The sequence below is a fragment of the Streptomyces sp. NPDC043427 genome (assembly GCF_056436655.1).
On the sequence record NZ_JBWKCC010000036.1, the window covers coordinates 23,569 to 39,850 of the forward strand.

The window sequence follows — 16,282 nt, forward strand, 5'->3', positions numbered from 1 at the left end:
AACTGTGAGCCGCTACACAGCCCGTCCGCGTTCCACGTTCAGCCGCCTGACCGCCGTCGCGATCGCCGCCGTGGCCTGCGTCTGCGTCAGCGCGAGCCCGTCCGGCGCCGCCACGGACGCCGAACCCGTCGTGTCCCGGGGAGTCACGATCCCCGCCTTCTACACCCCGCCCACGCAACTGCCCACCGCCAACGGCACCTTGATCCGCAAGGAGCCCCTTCCCCTCGGACTCTCGCTGCCCGGCCTGGACGGCCGCCCCCTGCCGGGCACGGCGACCCGCCTGATGTACAAGTCCACCGACTCCAGCGGCCGGGCGGTGGCGGTGACCGGCGCCTACATCGAGCCCTCCGCCGAATGGAAGGGCGGCGGACCGCGTCCCCTCGTCGCGGTTGCCTCGGGAACCATGGGCCAGGGCGACCAGTGCGCGCCCTCGTTCGCCCTGGAACACCCCCTCACCCTCAACGGGCAGACAGCGTCCATCGCCTACGAGAACCTGTCGGTCTACCGTCTCCTCGCCACCGGAGCGGCCGTCGTCGTCACCGACTACGTCGGCCTGGGCGAGACCGACCGTCTGCACACCTACGTCAACCGCCTGGACCAGGGACACGCGGTGCTGGACGCCGTCCGCGCGGCCCGCGCCCTGCCCGCGACGTCCCTCACCTCCGGCTCCCGCGTCGCCCTCTACGGCTACAGCCAGGGCGGCGGCGCCAGTGCCTCCGCGGCCGAACTGCAGCCGACGTACGCGCCCGACGTCGTCCTGGCCGGGACCTACTCGGGCGCGCCGCCCGCCGACCTGACCTCCGTCATGAAGGGCATCGACGGGAGCGCTCTGGCCGGTGCCCTGGGCTGGTCGATCAACGGTTTCGCGCAGGCGTACCCCGACATGCGAAGCGTCGTCGAGGCGAACGTCAACGACGTCGGGCGCAAGGCCCTCGCCGACACCTCGACCATGTGCGTCGGTGACGCGATCTTCGGCTACGGCTTCACCAACAGCAGCGCGTGGACGGCAAGCGGCAAGTCCGTCGCCGAGATCATCGCCGCCGAACCCCGCGCCCAGGCCGTCCTCGACCAGCAGCGCATCGGAACACTCAAGCCGGCCGGCCCGGTACGACTGGCCACCGGCATCCAGGACGACATCGTTCCGCACGCTCAAGCCCGCCAACTGGCCGTGGACTGGTGCCGGAAGGGCGGCAACGTCACCTACGAGGCCGTCGACCTGCCCAACCTCGGTGACCGACTCCTCACCAACCACGTCGCCCCGCTCATCACCGACCAGACCGCGGCGATCTCCTGGCTCACCGACCGCCTGGAGGGCAAGCCCACGACGTCCAACTGCTGGACGATGCCCTTCCAGCGCTGACCGACGTCAGCGGGCCTCGACGTCCCGGACGGCCTTCACGGCCTCCCAGGGGCGAGGCCCGCTTCCGTCTGCCCAGGACAGCAGCGCCCGGCGGTCCACGCACACGATCCCGCACTGCTCGGCGTACTCCGTCGCAGGCGCGGTGAAGTCGCTGGTGGTGACCAGGACGGCGACGTCGGCCCCGTGGACGGTGAAGCAGGTGCCGCCGAAGCGCTGCATGTCCTGGGAGCCGACCCGGTGGGAGTCGCCGTAGCGCTTGCACTGGACGACGACCCGCCATCCCTCGGGGGACACGGCCAGGACGTCGGCGCCCAGATCCCCGGCACCGCCCACGACTTCCACGTCGGAACAGCCGTCCCGCTCGCACAGGGAGGCGATCGCCGCCTCGAACTCCTCGGCGTCCAGGGCGTCGTAGTCGATGTCGACGTCGATGCCGGATGCCACGCGCGGACGGGGAACGGTCGCGGTCTCCCACGCGTCGGCGGCCTCCGTCGCCGCCTCGTCGAGCGCGGCCGCGGCCCGTCGTGCCGCTCTCGCCAGGTGGATGCGGCGCCCCAGTCCCGCGATGCCCCCGACTCCCAGCAGAAGCAGGGTCAACGCCCAGCCGGGATGTCGCTCGACGACGTCGGCCACCGTGCGGGCCGCGAATCCCAGGATGCTCACCACCACGGCGAGCAGGGCGAAGAACAGAGCTGTCGAGCGAAGGTCGAACGCACGCCGACGGTTCGCGGACGCGGTACGACGCGCAGGTACGGCCACGGTGATGAGCCCCCTCTTGGGATCGACGTGAAGATCACTTCGTCCGTCTGCCCAAGATCGGGCGGTTCAGTTGATCGTGAAGATCTGGTCGAGGCCCACGATGCGCAGGATGCGCAGGGTGTTCGCCGGTACGCCGGTCAGGGCGACGTCGGCACCGGCTGCCCGGGCGTGGTTGCGGGCGGCGATCAGGGCAGTGATGCCGCTGGAGTCGCAGAACTCGAGGCCGGCCAGGTCGAGGATCAGGCACTGGCCGGGTTCGAGGGTGAACCGGGGCACACGGTCGCGCAGTTCGGCGGCGTTGGAGTAGTCGAGTTCCCCGCCGATCTCCAGTACGGGGCCGGTGGCGGCATCTCGGGGGGTGATCTTCAGCAGGCTCATGGCGTGTTCTTCGTCGAGGGGTCGGGGTCGCGTCGGGCGGTCGAAGGGGCTCCCGGGGCGGAGGCTACCGGAGACGACGGCGTCCCTGGTCAGGCCGAGCCAGCCGAGGAGGGTGGTGTTGATCTTCGCGACGGTGCCGTCCATGAGCGTGGACAGGTAACCGCACGGGGCGGTCTCGTACAGCTCCTCCGCGCTGTCCTCCAGCAGCGCGGCGAAGGCCGCGTCCGCCGCCCCGTCGTCCGAGTCGTGGGGGTCGTGCGGGTTGTGCGGTTGTGCGACTCGTGCGGCTCCGGCGGGTCGGGGGTCTGCCCGACGCGGCACATCATCGTAGGTCCGCAGGGAATCGGCTGATCGCCTCGTTGGTGGCCTCGGGAGCGGACAGGTGCGGGCAGTGCCCGGTGGCGTCGAGGGTGACCAGTCGCGAGCCCGGGATCGCCTCGTGCACGAAGGCGCCCCCCTCGCGCGGGGCGATGACGTCCTGCGTGCACTCCAGGATCAGGGTCGGCACCGTGACCGTCTTCAGATCGTCCCGTGAGTCGGACAGGAAGGTGGTGCGGGCGAAGACGTGGGCCGTCTCGGGGTCGGTGGCGCAGAAGCTGTCGGTCAGCTCCTCACCGAGCTCCGGCCGCTCCGGGTTCCCCATGATCACCGGGCCCATGGCGGCCGACCAGCCCAGGTAGTTGACGTCCAGCGACGCCAGCAGTTCGTCGATGTCCTCGGCACTGAACCCGCCGCGGTAGCCCTCGTCGTCGAGGTAGCGGGGCGAGGGCGCGACCATGACCAGGGCGCCGATGCGCCCCGGGGCGTCGCGCGCGGCCAGGACGCCGATCATGGCGCTGCCCGAGTGCCCGACGAAGACCGCGTCCCGCAGGTCGAGCGCCTCGCACACCTCCACCACGTCCTGGGCGTAGCCGTCCAGGGACGAGTACCGGTCCTCACTGAACGCGGCCGGGTCGGAACGCCCGGAGCCGACGTAGTCGAAGAGCACCACCCGGTGGGTCTCCGCGAGGCGGGCACCGCGAGCCGCCACATGTTCTGGTCACAGCCGAAGCCGTGGGCCAGCACCACGACCGGTCCCCCCGGGTTGCCGGTGACAGTGACGTTGTTGCGGCGGGGGATGTCCATGCCCGCGATCCTCTCACCACGGGCATGGGCGGTTCATCTCATCCCCTCCGGTGGTCGCCCCCGGCGTCCAGCAACTGCTGGAAGTGGGTCATGCAGCTCGCACAGTGGCGGTCGGTGTCGGCCGGGCCGGGCCCCGCTACCGACAGCTCCACTCCGCAGAGGCTGCTTCTCGCGTGCCGGGCCACCACGTGCCACACCAGCTCGGAACTTCCTGCCTGCGGACCTACGCACATCTCGTACACGACGCGCCTCCCTTGACGGCGATGCTTCCAGCGCACCGCACCATCGCCGCCACGGCCCGGTGGGCGGGCCGTTCGCGTGAATTTTTCGGCGTTTCGGGGGCGTGACGGTTGACGGGAGCGCTCGCGTGTCAGCCGATGGCGAGGTCCCACAGGTCCGTCGGAGCTCCCCTGAACGCGTCGTGGTCGCCGACGGTCCGGCCCGTCGAGGTGTACTGCCACATCGTGTAGTGGCCCCAGCCCGCGGGCAGGGTGCCCGCGTCGGAGGCGTACCGGGCGATCCACAGCGGGTTGGTGGCGGCGAAGCCCGCGTGGTTCCCGGTGCACTGGCTCCACCAACTCGTCGCCGTGTAGATCACGGCGTCCCTGCCGGTGCGGGCCTTGTACCGGTTGAGGAAGTCGCGGATCCAGCTGACGAGCGCGCTCTGCGTCTTGCCGTAGCAGGCGTCGCCGTAGGGATTCCACTCCATGTCGAGGGCGCCCGGCAGCGTCTTTCCGTCCGCCGACCAGGCGCCGCCGTGGTCGACGAAGTAGTCGGCCTGGGCGGCGCCGCTCCCGGTGTCCGGGGTGGCGAAGTGGTACGCGCCGCGGACCATGCCGACGTCGTACGAGCCGCCGTACTGCTGGGCGAAGTAGGGGTTGCGGTAGGAGGTGCCCTCCGTGGCCTTCGAGTAGGCCCATTTGACGCCGTTGCCCCACAGGGTCGGCCAGGCGACGGAGCTCTGGTGGCTGGCGACGTCGACACCTTCGGTGAGGGTGACCCGGGTGCCGCCGGGGGTGCCGGACCACCCGTCGTGGGTCAGGACGCCCATGCCCATGTAGGCGGAGCCGCGGATCGGACCGTGGCGGGCGGAGGTGTCGTGGACCGGGCGGTGGTCGGCGGACGAGGGGGCTGCGGACAGGGGGACGACGAACGCGAGCACGGCGAGCAGCAGGCCCGTCGTACGAAGGCGGAAGCGGCGCGCCGCTGTGATCAGGGATCTATGCACGGATCCCATCCGACCCACAGTCACGTCTCCCCGCACGTCGGCGTCGTCCACCCGGGGCGCCCTCCCTCTCCCGTACCCCCTCGTGGTCGAACGTCTGAACGTCGGGTCTCCGGGTAGGCGGGCGTGACAGGTCATCCAGGCGCCGTCCGTCACCACCCGGACGGCGACGAGCCATGAGGGGTTGGGATGAGGAACTTGGTCCGCAGGCGCGGCCGCACGACTCGGCAACTGTCCGCACGACGCGCACACCACCTGCGAGCGCAGTTGGGTGTCGCGGCCGACATCGCCATCACCGTACGCCGCAGGGAGGTCATCGCCCGGCTGCGGGCCGACCTGCGCGCGGGCGGCGAGCGGGTGCTGCGCGGTCGCGTGACCGTCGACGACGTCCTGGAGTACGCCCGCCAGCACTTCGGCCTCACCGCGGTTCCCCGCGAACAGGCCGCCTCCGTGCTGCGCGCACGCTACGAACTGCGGGCCGGCAACGTGGACCTGGACACCGACGCGTACTGCGCGGCGTACCAGCCGAAGGCGGCCTGACGGGCAGCTCCAGGACATGGCCGCCACGTGACCCTCACCGCGTTGGCGCCGCCTCTTCCGGCAGCGGGGACCGGCTCACCCGGATCTTCGACTGGCCGTGCGGTCGCCGCTCCCAGTCCTCCATGAGGCGCGCGTACAGGGCCGTGCCTGCGGGCGAGGGACAGCAGGGTCTCGGCGCGGTAGTAGAAGTCCTCGTGCAGGACGTGGTGTTCGGGGCCCTCGGTGCGGTCGAAGGTGAAGTCGAAGAACCCCCTGTCGGTCAGGACGCGTCCGACGTGGGCCAGGCACTCCTCGATGACGTGCGGAGGGGAGTGGGAGAAGACGCTGTGCGCGTGGACGACGTCGAAGTGGTCGGCGGGCAGGAAGTCCAGGGTGAGGTCGCCGGTGAGGGTCAGGTGCGGCAGCTTGTCCTGGAGCCCCCGCTCGGTGAGCGTCTTCTTGGCGGCGATCAGGATGTCGGGTGAGATGTCGACGCCGTAGTAGTGGCCGGGGTCGAGGTGGTCGACGAAGCGCCAGCCGGCGCGCAGGTTGCCGCAGCCGATGTCGAGCATGCGGTGTTCGGGGAGCAGGCCGTGTTCGACGAGGTAGTCGAACTGCATCTGCCCCAGTGCCAGCCAGCGTTCATGGCTCCCGCTCCCGACGGCGGCCTCGGGGTCGCGGCGGGTGTCCGAGGCCATCACCGCCCGGTAGTAGCCGACGTGGTCGGGGTGCCGGAGGCGCAGCCAGGTGTCCCGGCCGGCGCGGCGGAGGTACGGGGCGACGCGGCCGGGGTGGAGCAGGGCGTAGCCGAGCTTGTGGGTGAGGGTGGAGCGGTCGCGGTCCGGTTTCCGCAGGGCCTTCGGCGGGTTCGTGCGCCGGGCCTTCGGCGGCTTCGTGTGCTGGGCCATGGCGGTGACCTCCGTACGAGAGGGGCTTCCCGGACGCGGGAACGGCCCCGTGAGCACTCTCCCGTCCACGGCACCACCGCCCCCGCCGGTTGACCAGCGAAGCGGCCCGTCCGGGTGGCGCGGGTGGTACGGGTACGCCGGTGGTTACCGACGGGTTCGGTCATGTGGGACCCGCTGTCTGTGCCCGGCGGGCGATCCTCTTTACTCTGTGGGGCCGTCACGTGCACGGAGCGTTCAGCCCGGAGGAACGCTCGTCGTAGGAAAGGAAGTCATGGGGTCGCATCTGAACAGCGGGTCGACAGCTCCTCACGGGCCACTGGAGTCGATGAGCCTGGAGCCGCTCATGACCCGGGACTACGAGCGTGACCCTGCCCTCGTCTATGAGCGGCTGCGCCGGATCCACGGTCCGGTGGCGCCGGTCGACCTGCTGGGGGTGCCCGTCTGGCTGGTGCTGGGCTACGGGGAGTCGCTGGAGGTTCTTCGGGACGACCAAGGGTTTCCGAAGGGGCTGGAGAACTGGCGGGCGCGTGAGGAGGGGCGGCTCCCCGAGGACTGGCCGCTGGCCCCCTCTCTCGACGTCAACCATGTGCTCATACAGGGCGGGGAGGGGTACCTGGGCCTGCGTGCCGGGTGGGACGCGGCTCTGAGGCCGTTCCAGGACCCGCGGAACGCCCAGGCCCGGCAGCTCAGGGCGCGGATCGCCCGGGACGCGGACGAGCTGATCACATTGCTCTCCCAGGGCGGCGGCACCGGGTGGGCGGATCTGTCCGCCCAGTTCTCGCGGCCGTTGCCGCTGATGGTCGCCAGCCATCTGCTCGGCTTCCCCGGTTCCCAGAACGACGACGTGCTGATGGACATGTGGCGGGTGCTGGACGCGGGCCCCGACGCCGGGCCCGCCCTGGAACGGCTGCTGGCGGCCCTGGCGGAGCTGGGTGCCCTGAAGATGAAGGAGCCGGGCGACGACTTCCCCTCCTATCTGCTCGCCGCCCACCCCGGCCTCGGTGTCGAGGAGTTGTCCCGGGAACTGATGATGCTGCTCGGCATGACCTCGGACCATGTCGGCATCCTGATCTCCAACACGGTCGTCGAGGTGATCAGCGGGAACGCCTCGACGCGGGCCAGCCTGTCGGCGGGAATGATCAGGGAGACCATGAACCGGGTGGTGATGCAGAAGCCACCACTGATCAACTTCGTCCCGCGGTTCCCCGTCGCCGACACCCGTCTGGGCAACTACACCGTCGCGGCGGGCGACCCGGTGTGGGTGTCCGTCGGCGCCGCCCACGCCGACCCGGCGTTCTCGGACAACGTCTGCCCCGCGTCGACCATCAGCACCCGGGCGCACCTGGCCTGGGGCGCGGGACCGCGCCAGTGCCCGGCCAGGGAACTGGCGACCACCACGGCGGCGATCGGCGTGAGCCGGCTGTTCGAGCGCCTGTCCGGGCTGGAACTCTCCCTGCCGCTCGACCAACTCCCCTGGCGCTCCTCCCCCTTCATGCGGGGTCTGCGCTCGCTCCCCGTGCGCTACTCCCTCGCGAGCCCTCCCGCCACGCCGCCCACGCCCGCGCCTCCCCTGCCCGCCGCCCCGCCCTCCCCCGGTCAGGCTCCGGACCCGGAGGGCGCCGAAAGGCCGCGCTCGTCGCTGTGGCGCTACCTGGCGGGGCTGGTCCGCGGACGGTGACGGGCTCGCGGTCACCGTGGCGCCCCCACCTAGGGTCACCCCCCACCCCCCGGCAAGGGGCATGTGATCGCAAAGACCACAACCTCCCTTGCTTACCGAAGAGAGACAGCCGGTTTCAGCCGCGGGCACCATGTGGGCCACCCCAGCGCCCCGAAAGGCGGTGACTCACATGCGCCTGCGGACCTCCCTCCATCTGCTCGCGGCAGCCGTGCTCGTGCTCGCCGGACCGCCCCTGCTCACCACGGGTGGCGGCGCCGACAGCGGCACGCAGATCCCGGGTCTGCGTCTCATGGTCCCGAACTCGCCGGGCGGCGGGTACGACATCACGGCCCGCGGGCTGAGCCGCAGCGACTGCCTCAGGTGCCGGGGTAGCCGAGCTGGCGTCTCATGTACGGCGTCATGAGGGTCTTCGCCTTGGCCAGGACCGACGTACGACTGCCGAGGACCGCCGTCTCGCCGCCCGGCACCGGCAGCATGGTCAGGCCGTCGGCCGAGCCGAAGGGCACGATGATCGGGGTGCGGTGGATCGGCCGGTAGAGGCGGGGGTCCTTGCGGTGCCTGCCCGAACTGTTCAGGTAGGCACGGATGTTCCAGGCGGCGAGGTCCGCCTGGGCCAGCGCGGCGGGGGTGATCTTGAGCTCGGTGGCGTCGTTGACGTCGCCGACCGCGAAGACGTCCGCCCAGCCGTCGACCCGGAGCGTCCGGTCCACCTTGACGTGCCCGTCCGTGTTCAGCCAGTCGCCGTGCCCGCCCAGGCGCAGCCAAAGGGTGTTGGGGGTGGTGCCCGTCGCCCAGAAGGACAGGTCGGCTTCGACGATGTGGCCCCGGGCGTCGCGATAGGTGCCGAAGTCGTTGCCGGGGGACATGAAGGAGTCGAGCCGTACCTCCACGTCGTGGGACTCCAGCCAGGCGAGCGCCTTGCGCCCGGCCCGCTCGCTGCCCGTCCCGTGGAGCAGCGCGGGCCCGGAGTGGGCGAGCGTGACCCGGGCGTCCGGGCGGGCCAGCCGGATCTCGGCGCTCAGCTCGACGCCGGAGGGCCCGCCGCCGACGACGAGGACGTGCTCGGCGGAACCGATTCTCTGTTGGTGCGCGGAGAACGACTTGATCGTCTCCTCGACGGTGGTGCCGGTGAAGCGGGCCGGTTCGGGGTAGTCGGCGCCGGTGGCGATCACCACCACGTCGTACGGCAGCCGCTCACCCGTGGCCAGCACCACCTGCCGCTCGGCGGTGTCGATGCGGACCGCCTTGCCCGCCACCACCCGGCCGTTGCGCAGCAGCCGGTCATAGGGGATGAAGGGGGTCACCGTCCAGTGCGGGTGCACGCCTGCGCGGAGGGAGGCGATACGGTGGAAGAAGACCTCCTTGCGGTCCACCAAGGTGACCCGGGCCGTTCCGTCCAGTCGTTTCGCCAGGCGGACACCCGCATAACCGCCGCCGATCACCACTACGTCGCCGTCACGCACGCCGAATCTCCTGTACCAGGTGGGGGGAGACGAGCACCGCGGCGGGGCCGCCCTCGGCCACTCGGTCTGCCGGTGAGCGTAACGCTTGAAACCTCAAGCTCTGGTGAGAGTGTGTGAGCGTTTTGTGAAGTGACGGCGTACGCCCCGGGCGGATTAGAAGGACACGTCGAAGTAGTCGATGTTGTTGAGGCTTACCTCGAGGTCGTTGGCGCGGCGGCCGCCGTCCTTGAAGTACACCTCCTGCAGTCCCTCGGCGACGATGTCACGCATCTGCTGGTCGCTGGCACCCTGTTCACGGGCGTCGAAGAGGCGGCGGGCGTACTCCGGCGGAAGGTGGACGGTGAGCCGGCGGAAGCGGCCGTCGTCGGTGGAGCCGATCGGGGCCGTGTAGCCGAACTGGGCGCGGGTCTCCACGGTGATGCCGGTGGCGGTGGCAGCCTGCTTCTGGCGCCGTTTGCGGACCTGCGGCTGCCAGCGGGCCCGTACGGCCGCGTCGACCCGGTCCTGGATGGGCTTGGGCGGGTGCTTGCGTTCGCCCTTGCGGTAGCGCTCCACCGACCGCCTGCTGACCCCGAGTTCCGCCGCGACGGCCCGCGTGGTCTTGAGCTGCTTCATCAGGAAGCCGATCTGCCCCTTGAGCGTCCTGGGCGGTTGTCTCGTGAACACCTCCTGGCCTGCGCGGTCCAGGGCGTCGTCGATGTCTCCCACGGCCCGTCACTCCCCTTCGTCGAACCTGGCGTCGTGGCCGTCGCCCTTGATGTGGCGGGCCGGGTTGAAGCCCTGCTCCATCAGGTCGACCGCCCAGGCCATCTCCTGCACGCCCTCGACCTTCGCCAGTCCAGGAGCGCAGCCGAGACGGAACGCGCCCGGAAGCGGCTTGCCGGAGGTGCTGTAGGGGAGGAAGTCCAGCGGCGAACGCCCCGGGCTCGGGTAGACGACACAGTCGGACAGCACGGCGAGCGGATAAAGGCCCGTCGCCTTGGCCGTGTTGAGCATCTTGCGGTGCATGTTCACCCGGGCCTTGGAGATGACCGCGGCGCGGATGTCGGGGCGCCAGGTCGGGCGCTCCAGCGCCGGCCAGCGGTCGCCGTCCCGGTAGTGCCGCCCCTGCGGCCGTTCCCTGAGCTTGCCCACGCCACCCTTGACGGTGGCCTTGATGGCGGCGAGTACGGCCGTCAGGGCCGGGTCGAGGTTCTTGTGCCGCTCCATCGCGGCGAGGAACGCGTGGTCGTCGAGGTCCTTGGCGACGCCCAGGTCGGCCATCGTGTCGAGGTAGGCGGTCCTGAGCCGGTCGTGCCACGGGTCCAGGTACGCGCCGGTCTCCCTGCGCAGATACGCCTCGATCGGGGCCACGTTGTAGCCCAGTTCGACGGCGTAGGCCACGGTGTGGGTCTGGTACCAGGCCGGCCCGGTCGGGCGTTCGCCGCTCGGCGTGAACGGCGACGGCAGCCGCGGGTCCAGGTCGACGTGGGAGAGGTCCACCAGCCAGGAGCCGGGGATCTTCGGGTTGAAGGCCGGGCCCACGAAGTGCTCGGGACCGGACAGGCCCACGACCAGGCGCGCGGAAGCGGCGAGGAAGGCGACATTCAGGTCGAGGCCGATCGCGAACGGAAGGGCCGCCTCCGCTCCGGTGAGGAGGTCGATGTCGCGCACCCACTGGCAGGCCTCCTCGTCCAGGAAGCCGCCGGTCCAGCCGCTGTGCGCGACCACGGGATGCTCTGGGGTGGCCTCCGGCGGCGCGGGGTCGAGCGGCTCGGTGCCGAGGGAGCCGGGGTTGTGGCCGGAGACCCAGCCGCCGGTGGCCGCGTCGCGTACGGCGCGGGTCGGCGGGCGCAGCGCCGTCATCAGCTCCAGCCCCGACACGGCGGTGGAGCCGCGCGGGGTGATGACCCGCGTCGCGTACACACCCAGCGCGTGTGCGAGATCGGAGGGTTCCATCTGCGGGACGCCGGGCCAGGCACGCGCGTCGAACGCGTCCCAGGACACGATCGCGAGCTGCACGCACTGTCGCTCGCCGCCCTTGGCCGGGCGGTAGACACGTGCCCACGGCCCGAATCCGCGCTGCGTGAGCTGCCACTTCGCCTTGGCGATCTGCTGGAGGACCGGGTGCCCCTCCTCCAACCGCAGGGAGCGGCGCTGCTCGTGGCCCTCCAGGCGCTCCGGCAGACCGAGCTTCACGGCCGCGGACGGGGTGAGCACGACCAGCGGGTCACTGTCCTTGCCGTTGCGGTGCAACCGGGGCGCACCCAGCCCCGACTCCCGCAGCGTCCACTCCACCAGTTCGGGGACCGTGGTCGCCGGGCAGTCCAGGACGACGCCACCCACGCCGTACGCCTGCCCGTCGCCGTCCAGGACGGCCAGCGGACCGTTGGGGAAGCGGGCGTCGGCGACGGGGACGGGTCTGCGGTCCGGACGGGGTGACGCCGTACGGGGCACGGGGGGCCGCTCCGTACGGGTCGCGACCGCCGGGGCGGGTGTCGGCGCCTCGGGGACGGCGGTCACCGGCTGCTCCACCGCGCGGCCGGTGAGGCCGGGGAGCGTCTCCGAGGCGGGCTCGGGCACGACGGGGGGCGCGGGAGCGGGGACGGCGCCGGGCTGTGCGTCCTTCGCCGCGGCGCCGGACTGGGGATACTTCGCCGCCCAGCCCTCCAACAGTCGCTGATACGCCTGCAGTCGTGGCGGCCGCGGCTCGCTCCGGCCGTTCTCCCAGTTCTTCACCGTCTGCAGCGTGGACTTCAACGCCTGCGCCAGCCGCGCCTGAGTGATCCCCGCCGCCTCACGCAGCCTCGCCCGCTCCGCAGGCGGCGGAAGCTGCGGCTCCTCCTCCAACAGGGCGTCGACGGACGCGAACAGCTCTTCCTCGGTTGCCACGGATGCGCCACCTCCACCCGGGACGCTAGCAGAATTTACCCCTGGTTTTAGCCCAGAGAGGGCTGACGCGTGTCGGCAACGGGCTGAATGTGGGCGTGGCGCCGTTGGGATTCGGACAGCCCGCGCAAACACTCTCTCAGCTGCACCAGCGCATCGAGAAGAGGACCCTTCGTGAACTGCATCGACCGTCGCTCCGTCCTGATCGCCGGGCTCGGCGCGGCAGGTACCGCCCTGCTCGCCGCCTGCGGCGCCGAAGCCTCCACCAGCCCCTCGCTCCTGAGCCCCTCCGGCTCCCAGGTCGCCCGCGTGGAGGAACAGCGGAGCAGTACGGGCAGGGTGCGCCCTCGCAACCTGACCGCCGCTCCCGCCGCCCTCGACCTCGGCGCCGGCGTCGTGGCCTGGTCCTGGGCCTTCAGCGGCCAAGTCCCCGCCGAGGCGATCCGCATCTCGGCCGGCGACACCGTCACCGCCGAACTGTCCAACCAACTGCCCGCCGGGACGACGACGTCCGTCCACTGGCACGGCATCGCGCTGCGCGGCGACATGGACGGCGTACCGCCCGTCACCCAGAGCCCCGTGCACCCCGGGTCCACCTTCACGTACCGCTTCATCGCGGACACACCCGGCACGTACTTCTTCCACCCGCACGTCGGTGTCCAGCTCGACCGCGCTCTGTACGCCCCGCTGATCGTCGAGGACCCCAGGGAGCCGCTGTCGTACGACGACGAGTGGGTCGTCGTCCTCGACGACTGGCTCGACGGTGTGACCGGCACCCCCGAAGACGTCCTCACCGAACTCAGCCACGGTACAGTCGGGATGGACATGAAGGAGGCGACGGCTGCACCGTCCGAGTCTTCCGGAGACGGGGGCGGGGACGGTGACGAAGACGGTCACGACATGTCGACGACGTTCATGCTCACGGGCGCCACCAGCGAGCTGCTCGGCGGCGACGCGGGGGACGTGAAGTACCCGTACCACCTGATCAACGGGCGAGTCCCGTCCGACCCCGCCGTTCACCGCAGCAAGCCGGGCCGCCGCGTCCGATTGCGGATCATCAACGCGGGCAGCGACACCGCGTACCGGGTGGCACTCGGCGGTCACAAGCTCACCATCACCCACACGGACGGCTACCCCGTCGAGCACCGGCAGGTGGACGCGCTGCTGGTCGGCATGGGCGAGCGGTACGACGTCCTGGTCACCCTCGGAGACGGCGTCTTCCCGCTGGTCGCGCTCGCCGAGGGCAAGGGCGCCTCCGGTATGGCCGTCCTGCGCACCGGGTGGGGCGGCACACCGAAGCCGGATGTGCGGCCGAGCGAACTGGACGGCCTGATCGTGACCGCTTCGCAGCTGCGCGCCGTCGACGACGTCCGGCTGGACGCCAAGGAGCCCGACCGGGTCCACCGGATCAAACTGACCGGCAGCATGGCCAAGTACGACTGGGCCATCAACGGCAAGCGGTTCGACATGGCCGACCCGACGGCGAACCCGCTGCTCGTCGAGGAGGGGCAGCGCGTCCGGCTCGACTTCATCAACGCCACCCACATGTGGCACCCGATGCACCTGCACGGCCACACCTACCAGCTCGGCAGCACCGGCCCCCGCAAGGACACCACCATCGTGCTGCCCCAGCGGAAGGTGTCCGTCTTCTTCGACGCGGACAACCCGGGCCAGTGGATGCTGCACTGTCACAACGTCTACCACGGGGAGGCCGGGATGATGGCGCTCGTGGCCTACGGGGCCTGAGCCGAGCTTCCGGACCGGACCGACTGGGTCACCGGCACGGTCCGGGACATACACGGCGGCGTCATGGCCGGACGCAACTGACCACCAGACGGACCTCGGTCAGCGCTACACCAGCCCTATGAGATGGGCGAACCATCGTCCAGGGGTGTCGGAGTCCAGGAGCCAGGGCAGGACCAGCCCCGCCGGAACGGCGAGCACGCTGATGACGACGAGGCTGACGGCGCTGAAGCGTTTATGCACCGCGGACCTCTTCGTCCGCGCGCACAGTACGGCGACCCGGGCGGTGACGAGCAGAACGAGGAGGCACACGGTCAAGAGCAGGGCGCCGTAGGCACTCAGCCTCATCAGGCCGGGGCGAGGGGTGAGTCGGAGGCCGGCCGTGTAGGCGGTCGTGAGGGCGACGACAACCACTGGAGTGAGGACGGCGGTGATCCACTCCCCCGTCCGCGGCCGCGCCACGCCCGACGTGCGCAGGAGGTGGTGCAGGCCGCGGGTGAAGGGCGTGAGGTCGGACAGGTCGCCATCGGGGTTGCTCCACGCGGCGGAGCTGCTGTGGGTGATCCGTTCGTATGCCTGCTGGAACGCCGCCGCTTCGTCGTCCGTGGCTCCCATGAGCCGTACCAGCGCCTCGAGATGGGGCCAGGTGTCGGGGAGGGCGTCGCCATCGATCCAGCGGCCCACCGCCGCACCGAGTACGTCGTCCTTCATGTCGGCGGGCAGCGTGGCGGTCAGCTGCCGGATCGACTGCACTCCGGCCCGGCGCAGCAGCCGGGAGAGCGCCACCGACAGGGCATCCGGAGTGCTGACGGTGCTCAGGCCGACCACCAGCTCCGCCGACACAGCGTGACGTCCGGGCGCGGTGGCCACGGCATGCGCTGCCGGAGGTGTTTCGGGCCCCATTTCCTTCGCCGCATGCGTGGTGTCTGTGCTGGTCAGGGGTTTTCGCGGATTGTCCACCGCGGATGTGCGGACATCCCCGGCAGGGTCCGCCGGATCGACGACCTGCCCCCACACGATGCGGGTCGCGGCGGAATCGTCGTCCTGCGAGCCCTGTGCCGCCTGGACGCCCAGCTCCTCACCGAGGTCGTCCAGCTCGTCGTTCAGAGCATCCATCTGCTCCTGATTCGCGTCGAGGAACTCCTGGATGCGGTGCAGGGGCGGCAGCTGCAACTCCTCGGCCACCGTGCCGTTCGGCGCGGGCGGCAGGGCGGTGTCCCCCGTACCGCCGCCGTCGACGCGCAGCAGCTCGTGCCGTTCGCGAGCCACTTGCGTGTCCGCCGCGAGCCGGTACTGACGGGCCCGTTCCACGGCCTGGGCGGCCTGTTTGAGCCTCTCGCCGGCCTGGCGCCGGTATTCCCGCGACATCTGCAGTTCGTGCAGCAGCTCCGCGCGGATGTCCTCCCTCGCCCGGTCGCGCTCGCTCTCCAGGACGGTGATGCGCTGTTCCAGGATCGAGACCATGGTCTCCAGTTCCTCGCGCCGCCGTTCGGACGCGGCGAACTTCTGCATCGCCTCGATCTGACGCAGGCGGGCATCGTCCAAGCGGAGCAACGCGAGGGTCGTCGGGTCGAGCCGACGCTGTGCGGCCAGTACCGCCGACAGGTCCGCGACGGGTGGGGCGACCACCTCGTCCTGAAGAGCTTTCGCGGCCCGCTCCGCCGCTGTCAACAGGCTCAGCCCGTGCTCCAGTTGGCGCTTGCGCATCGCGGGTTCACGCAAGTAGCGGACGGCCACCTGCTCGACCAGGTCAGCGGGCGGCAACCGGCTGCCGTCACGAAACCCGCTCCACGAGGACTTGCCGTAGGGGAAATCCTCCTCCAGGGTCCGCACTGTCACGCCGGTGGTGATCCGGCGTAACCAGCGGGCGAATTCATTGGCCTGTTCCGTCCGCCCCTTCAGCGCCCCCAGCGGCCGCCCCATCCGCTCCCCCTTCTTGCTTGTCCAGGAACAACCCCGGGTTGTCCCCGATCAATGAGTCGTCACCTGCGGCAATCGCGTTCGGCTACGCCGGACAACGAAACCATGGATCACCGTGGGTCTCCAGCACACCAGCCAATCTCTGGAGCCCCCGCCATGACCAACCCCAACTCGCCACAGCAGCCGCGCCGTTCGTGGCCCTACGTCGTTGCCGTCGCCCTCGTCCTGACCCTCCAGCAGGGTTGGAGCGCACAAGATGTCATCACCCTCACCACGTGCCTGCTGGTTCTCATCGCCCTGGTCACTTCCACTGGAAACGGTCAATAGCCCGGCACG

Annotated in this window: 13 protein-coding genes and 4 pseudogenes; 6 read left to right on the forward strand and 11 right to left on the reverse strand. The window is 70.8% G+C overall.

Going from position 1 to position 16,282, the window contains the following annotated elements:
- The first annotated feature begins 4 nt into the window (after nucleotides 1-4).
- The gene (locus tag AC067M_RS38885; protein WP_478701720.1) at nucleotides 5-1,360 is read left to right on the forward strand and encodes a lipase family protein; all 1,356 of its coding nucleotides are present in this window, start codon (nucleotides 5-7) and stop codon (nucleotides 1,358-1,360) included.
- 6 nt (nucleotides 1,361-1,366) lie between these two features.
- Here AC067M_RS38885 and AC067M_RS38890 read toward each other — a convergent pair whose 3' ends face one another.
- The 6 genes and pseudogenes from AC067M_RS38890 to AC067M_RS38915 all read right to left on the reverse strand — a co-directional run bounded on the left by AC067M_RS38890 (nucleotide 1,367) and on the right by AC067M_RS38915 (nucleotide 4,859).
- Nucleotides 1,367-2,119 carry a restriction endonuclease gene (locus tag AC067M_RS38890; protein ID WP_478701721.1) on the reverse strand — a complete coding sequence of 251 codons (753 nt, stop codon included), beginning with the start codon at nucleotides 2,117-2,119 and terminating at the stop codon, nucleotides 1,367-1,369.
- A 66-nt stretch (nucleotides 2,120-2,185) separates the two neighbouring features.
- Nucleotides 2,186-2,497, reverse strand: coding sequence for an STAS domain-containing protein (locus tag AC067M_RS38895; protein WP_478701795.1), 312 nt, complete (start codon nucleotides 2,495-2,497; stop codon nucleotides 2,186-2,188).
- Nucleotides 2,498-2,569: 72 nt separating this feature from the next.
- Nucleotides 2,570-2,823, reverse strand: a pseudogene (locus tag AC067M_RS38900) (hypothetical protein); the annotation flags it as partial.
- A pseudogene (locus AC067M_RS38905) lies at nucleotides 2,820-3,622 on the reverse strand (alpha/beta fold hydrolase). The pseudogenes AC067M_RS38905 and AC067M_RS38900, both read right to left, overlap by 4 nt.
- Before the next feature lie 38 nt (nucleotides 3,623-3,660).
- Nucleotides 3,661-3,864, reverse strand: coding sequence for a hypothetical protein (locus tag AC067M_RS38910; protein ID WP_478701722.1), 204 nt, complete (start codon nucleotides 3,862-3,864; stop codon nucleotides 3,661-3,663).
- Nucleotides 3,865-3,992: 128 nt separating this feature from the next.
- Entirely contained in the window at nucleotides 3,993-4,859 is an 867-nt protein-coding gene (locus tag AC067M_RS38915) for a lysozyme (protein ID WP_478701723.1), read from the reverse strand.
- Nucleotides 4,860-5,036: 177 nt separating this feature from the next.
- Between AC067M_RS38915 and AC067M_RS38920 the strand changes: the two genes are divergently transcribed.
- On the forward strand, nucleotides 5,037-5,387 hold the full coding sequence (locus AC067M_RS38920) for a hypothetical protein (RefSeq protein WP_478701724.1): 351 nt from the start codon (nucleotides 5,037-5,039) through the stop codon (nucleotides 5,385-5,387).
- A gap of 34 nt (nucleotides 5,388-5,421) precedes the next feature.
- On the opposite strand, the pseudogene AC067M_RS38925 reads toward AC067M_RS38920, so the two are convergent.
- Nucleotides 5,422-6,274, reverse strand: a pseudogene (locus AC067M_RS38925) (class I SAM-dependent methyltransferase).
- A 271-nt stretch (nucleotides 6,275-6,545) separates the two neighbouring features.
- Here AC067M_RS38925 and AC067M_RS38930 point away from each other — a divergent pair.
- Both AC067M_RS38930 and AC067M_RS38935 read left to right on the forward strand, forming a co-directional pair.
- Nucleotides 6,546-7,952, forward strand: a complete 1,407-nt coding sequence (locus AC067M_RS38930) for a cytochrome P450 family protein (RefSeq protein WP_478701725.1) — start codon at nucleotides 6,546-6,548, stop codon at nucleotides 7,950-7,952.
- 169 nt (nucleotides 7,953-8,121) lie between these two features.
- Nucleotides 8,122-8,301 (forward strand): annotated as a pseudogene (locus AC067M_RS38935) (tripartite tricarboxylate transporter substrate binding protein); the annotation flags it as partial.
- A gap of 7 nt (nucleotides 8,302-8,308) precedes the next feature.
- Here the strand turns inward: AC067M_RS38935 and AC067M_RS38940 are convergent.
- From AC067M_RS38940 to tap, 3 genes are all read right to left on the reverse strand, one after another.
- Nucleotides 8,309-9,415 carry an NAD(P)/FAD-dependent oxidoreductase gene (locus AC067M_RS38940; RefSeq protein WP_478701726.1) on the reverse strand — a complete coding sequence of 369 codons (1,107 nt, stop codon included), beginning with the start codon at nucleotides 9,413-9,415 and terminating at the stop codon, nucleotides 8,309-8,311.
- Nucleotides 9,416-9,568: 153 nt separating this feature from the next.
- Nucleotides 9,569-10,123 (reverse strand): telomere-protecting terminal protein Tpg, encoded by a 555-nt coding sequence (tpg, locus tag AC067M_RS38945; protein ID WP_478701727.1) that lies wholly within the window; start codon nucleotides 10,121-10,123, stop codon nucleotides 9,569-9,571.
- 6 nt (nucleotides 10,124-10,129) lie between these two features.
- Nucleotides 10,130-12,286, reverse strand: a complete 2,157-nt coding sequence (tap, locus tag AC067M_RS38950; RefSeq protein WP_478701728.1) for a telomere-associated protein Tap — start codon at nucleotides 12,284-12,286, stop codon at nucleotides 10,130-10,132.
- Nucleotides 12,287-12,457: 171 nt separating this feature from the next.
- Between tap and AC067M_RS38955 the strand changes: the two genes are divergently transcribed.
- Nucleotides 12,458-14,029, forward strand: a complete 1,572-nt coding sequence (locus AC067M_RS38955) for a multicopper oxidase family protein (protein WP_478701729.1) — start codon at nucleotides 12,458-12,460, stop codon at nucleotides 14,027-14,029.
- Nucleotides 14,030-14,134: 105 nt separating this feature from the next.
- Here AC067M_RS38955 and AC067M_RS38960 read toward each other — a convergent pair whose 3' ends face one another.
- Nucleotides 14,135-15,949 carry a hypothetical protein gene (locus AC067M_RS38960; RefSeq protein ID WP_478701730.1) on the reverse strand — a complete coding sequence of 605 codons (1,815 nt, stop codon included), beginning with the start codon at nucleotides 15,947-15,949 and terminating at the stop codon, nucleotides 14,135-14,137.
- A gap of 153 nt (nucleotides 15,950-16,102) precedes the next feature.
- Between AC067M_RS38960 and AC067M_RS38965 the strand changes: the two genes are divergently transcribed.
- On the forward strand, nucleotides 16,103-16,273 hold the full coding sequence (locus AC067M_RS38965; RefSeq protein ID WP_478701731.1) for a hypothetical protein: 171 nt from the start codon (nucleotides 16,103-16,105) through the stop codon (nucleotides 16,271-16,273).
- Nucleotides 16,274-16,282: the final 9 nt, after the last annotated feature.

What these genes read in the sequence shown, in the direction of transcription:
- AC067M_RS38960 (WP_478701730.1), bottom strand. Translation starts at nt 15,949, where the DNA reads ATGGGGCGGCCGCTGGGGGCGCTGAAGGGGCGGACGGAACAGGCCAAT.
- AC067M_RS38930 (WP_478701725.1), top strand. Translation starts at nt 6,546, where the DNA reads ATGGGGTCGCATCTGAACAGCGGGTCGACAGCTCCTCACGGGCCACTG.
- AC067M_RS38920 (WP_478701724.1), top strand. Translation starts at nt 5,037, where the DNA reads ATGAGGAACTTGGTCCGCAGGCGCGGCCGCACGACTCGGCAACTGTCC.
- AC067M_RS38895 (WP_478701795.1), bottom strand. Translation starts at nt 2,497, where the DNA reads ATGAGCCTGCTGAAGATCACCCCCCGAGATGCCGCCACCGGCCCCGTA.
- AC067M_RS38965 (WP_478701731.1), top strand. Translation starts at nt 16,103, where the DNA reads ATGACCAACCCCAACTCGCCACAGCAGCCGCGCCGTTCGTGGCCCTAC.
- AC067M_RS38915 (WP_478701723.1), bottom strand. Translation starts at nt 4,859, where the DNA reads ATGGGATCCGTGCATAGATCCCTGATCACAGCGGCGCGCCGCTTCCGC.